Here is a 4120-nt window from a genome sequence, read left to right as displayed (position 1 = left end):
GCCCCACCCTGACCCGGGAACCTGCCCCCGGCGGCACGACCCCCAAGCTCACCTCGCCGGCGCCCTCGCCGACGCCGGGTGGTCGCACCCCTCTCCCAGACGGCGGCTCGCTGCCCCTGCCCACCCTGCTGCCGCCGTCGGGCGCACCGACGCTGCTGCCGGCGCTGCCCGGGCTGCCGCCGTCCGCCGGCGACCTGCCGGGCTGAGCCGGGCTGCGCACCCCCACGTAGCAGGAGCTACGTGGGGGACGCTTCGATCAGGCACGTGGGACGACACGCGCCGGGCCAAGAAGCTGACCAACCCGGCCGGCGACCGGCGTACGGCTAACGGAACCTGACCTGTACGGCGTCCCGTGCCGTCTCGATGTTCCGCTCGACCAAGCGGACCAGGATCATCTTCGGGCCGGAGTCGTACCTGTGGGTGTCGACGTTGAAGGTCCAGTCCGTCAGACCCTCGGCTGCCCGCCACCCGGTCTGGTCGGCCGCGCCGTTGCGGTCCACCACCTGCCACTGCACCACCGCGTTCGGTGCCACCCTGAACGTGCTCGCCGTAACCGCCGACGTGGTGCTGTCCACACGCGCCCGGGCGTAGATGGTGTGCTCACCAACCGGCAGCCTGCCGAGCGACAGCGACCAGGTGCCGGTCGCCGGATCGAGCACCGCCTTCACCGGGTTGCCGAACGACGCGTCGTCGACGGATACCTCGACCCGGCGCTGGCTCGGGTGGTCGCCCGCGCCGGTCGGATCCTCGCCCAGGTCAGGGACCGCGTACCTCCCGCCGGCCAACACCGTCTCGTCCTCGGACACCGCGCTCCCGCCCGCCGGCGAGTCGACCGTCACCCCGAAATCCAGCCCGGCCGGGGGCAGCGGCGCGGGCGTGATCTGTACGCGGGAAGCGTGCTGGCCTTCGAACCCGAATGCCCACGACCGCGCTCCGAGCAGTTGCACCTGGAACGTGAGCTGCTCCCCGGTGAACGCCGGCCGGGTGGTGCGGTACGAGAAGGCGTACCGGGTCCAGCAGGTCTCGCCGAGGGTGGCGCAGGCCGCGCCGCCCGGCCCGCTGCCGAGCACCGGCTGGGCCAGCCCTTCGCCGGTGCCGATCTCGCGGTCGGTGGCCATGAGTACGCCGACCGGCCGGATCACGGTGGGTGTCTCACCGGCGATGTACAGCTCCACGTTGACCGTCGACCCGGCGGGCAGCGGTGCGTCGAGGGTGTCCGTACCGGCGAAGATGCCCACCGGCCGGAACGCCGCGACCACCGACGTGACCCGGGACTCGAAGCAGGGTTCCAGGTCGTCCGGGCGGTTGGCGCGGTCCATGTACTGCTCGTTGTTCGTCGCCGCGCAGCCCGTCACGCCGGGTGTCGACGCGACACGGCGGTGCAGCCAGTACGACAGGGTGTTGTCACCGAGCGGCTGGAGCCTGGATTGTGCCGCGGGCGACGTGGCCGCCGCGACCTTCTGCAGTACGGACAGCGCGCCGGCGGACGTGGCCACGGCGGCGAGGTCCACGCCGAGCCCGCTGGCGAGCGCCGAGGAGTCGGCCTTGCCGTCGCCGTCGCGGTCGAAGCCACCCCACAGCGTGTCCCGCACGGCCCGGTCGTACGCGAAGAACTGGTCCTCGAACGGCCGCTCGGGCAGTTGCGTCTCGCCGAGCAGGACGGCGATCGCCCGCTGGGCGGCTGCCGGGGTGGCGGCACCGTACCCCTCGAAGAACACGTTCGGCTCGCCCGTGTACGGCGCGGTCAGCGGGTACGCGTACGGCGCCCCGGTGTTGTCCCGCCCGAGCGGCAGCGCGCTCTTGAGTACGGCTTGCCGCAGCTCGTCGCGGGTCAGCTTGCCGTCGGCGAGGTAGACGCTCTCCGTGCGGGGCACGCCCACCGCCACCGCCTGTCCGGGGCGCTGCCCCGCGGCGCCGTCGCCGAGAGCGGCGCGAACCTGGCCGAGCACCGCGCCGAAAACCCCTGCGGTGTACGGCGTGGCGGCGGAGGTGCCGCCGAAGGCGCACTGACCGACGGTGCCGGACCGGCAGGCTGAGGGCAGGTTGCCGTCACCCCAGGACGACAGGTGTACCGGGATGCCGTCACCGACGATCGCCCGCTGGTTGTCGCGTCGGATCGCGCCCACGGTGATGTTCCAGTCCGGGCCGGTCTGGTCGGAGTGCCAGGTGCTCACCGGAACGTCGAACGCGTTGCCGACCCCGTTGCCGGCGGCGAACAGGGTGGTCTGGCCGCGTTCCGCCGCACGCTTGGTCACCTCCTGGCCGTTGGAGACCGGACCGACGGGCGCGCCGCCGACGTAGCCGAACGAGTTGCTGGAGATGTCGACCCAGGGCAGTTGGGCCACGACGGATTCGTCCAGTGCCTCGACCACGACCAGCAGGCAGATCGGACAGTAGCCGTACCGGTTGCCCGCGGAGACCGAGGCCGACCCGGAGCCGTGCCCGTTGTCGTCCAGGATCGGATGCGGGTCGTCGGATGAGGTGACCCCGGTCGAGCCGCCGGAGTCCACCGCTCCGATGATCTTCGTGCCGGGGATCCAGTACATCGAGCCCGGCTGGATCGTGGTGTTGCCCGACCAGAGCTTCGTGTCCTCCGGCGGGAAGTAGCCCCGGCCGAGCGTGATGTCCAGCGCCTTGGCGTCCTTCGGATAGCCGGGGATGTAGTCGCTGGGGTGCCGGGTGAAGTTCTTGGTCAGCGCGAGAACGTCCGGGTCCGGGTAGGTCTGCGCGGAGAATTCGAGGTGGTACGGGTTGATGCCGGTGTCGGCGATGCCGATCACGGTCAGCGGTGTGGTCTTCGAAGCGATCACCGCCGGGTCGGCCACCAGGACGCTGGTGGTCTCGCGCCGTTCGAGTCCCGCCGCGTCGGTGGCCTTCAGCGTCACCAGGTGCCGCCCCTCGGGCAGGTGTGCGGTAACCGAGCCGCCAGCGCTCTCGAACACCCCGTCGCCGTCGAGGTCCCAGCCCGCGACGACCGGCGCTGCTCCGCCGCGGACCGTGCCGCGCAGTGCCTGCTCGGCACCGGTCGCGAACGCGTAGGGCCCGCCGGACACCACCTCGGGCCGCGGGTCGGTGGCACCGGTCTCGCCGGTCACCACGACCCGTACCTGCTCCGGCGGCACGGTGGCGAACTTGACCGCGACCGCCCGCCAGGCACCGGGCGCGGGCGAGGAAACCACCGCCTCCTCCGGCCGTCCGGCAGACGCGCCGGACGACGCCACCCGGCCGCCTGTCGGGTCGTACACCTCCAGGTCGTAGTCGTTGGCGGCGTTGGTGAAGGAGAGCTTGACGGTGATCCGCCGGGTCCCGGTCGGCACCGTGAAGCCGAACTCCAGCCGCTCCCCGGTCGCGACGGTTCCCGGGGTGAGGTCGCTGTCGGTCCGGTCCAGCAGCGTGGTCTGGCCGGACCGGAATACCACCACGCGTACGCTGTCCGAACTGGACTTCCCGGCTGCGTCGCGCACGGTCAGGGTCACCGGGTAGCTGCCCGCGGCCAGGCCGGCGGTGTCCAGCTCGGTGCTGGACGCGTCGGGGCTGACGAGTTTGCCGTTCGGGCTGGACCAGGTGAACTGGTAGGGGGCGGTGCCGCCGTACGCCGAGCCGAGCAGGACGGCACGCTCGCCGGCGGCGACGAACGCGCTGTCACCGGCGTCGGCGACCAGCGGCGTCGGCGAGGGGGCGGGGATCGTGGCGGAGGGGTTGGCCCTCCCGGCGACCGCGACCGTACCCGACAACGGTGCCGACACCCTGCCGTTCTTCACGGGATTGCCGCCGACGGTGGCGACCGTCACCGTTGCCGAGGTCGCCGCGCCGGCGGTGGCCGGTGGGGTGGCGACGATCAGGGCGAGTGTCACGACACCGGCCGTGGCGAGGGCGCCTCGTGTCTTGATGGACACGCGGGTTCCCCTTTCTCTGGAGGGAAGACCGACGGGAGTCTGTCTGCCGTGTATATCGGCCGGGCCGGCGGTTGCGTTACAGCCGCCTCCCGCGCCGCGGACGCGACGGGCCCGGGCGAGGAACTGCTGCGCGCCGAGCGGCGGCAGGCGTTGCGGGAGGGCTTCGCGCAGCTTCCGCCGCGCTGTCAGGAGCTACTGTCCCTTCTGACGGCCGACCCGCCGCC

The 4120-nt window shown here is 72.5% G+C and carries 1 protein-coding gene and 1 pseudogene; one reads left to right on the top strand and one right to left on the bottom strand.

Annotation, left to right across the window (positions count from 1 at the left end; translation table 11 throughout):
- Positions 1 to 206, top strand: a pseudogene (locus E1193_RS32260) (hypothetical protein); the annotation flags it as partial.
- A gap of 117 nt (positions 207 to 323) precedes the next feature.
- Here E1193_RS32260 and E1193_RS30340 read toward each other — a convergent pair.
- On the bottom strand, positions 324 to 3896 hold the full coding sequence (locus E1193_RS30340; protein ID WP_132186563.1) for a S8 family serine peptidase: 3573 nt from the start codon (positions 3894 to 3896) through the stop codon (positions 324 to 326).
- Positions 3897 to 4120 lie beyond the last annotated feature (224 nt).

The sequence above is a fragment of the Micromonospora sp. KC606 genome (genome assembly GCF_004348675.1).
GTDB lineage: Bacteria > Actinomycetota > Actinomycetes > Mycobacteriales > Micromonosporaceae > Micromonospora.
This window is presented reverse-complemented; position numbering and strand designations above follow the sequence as displayed.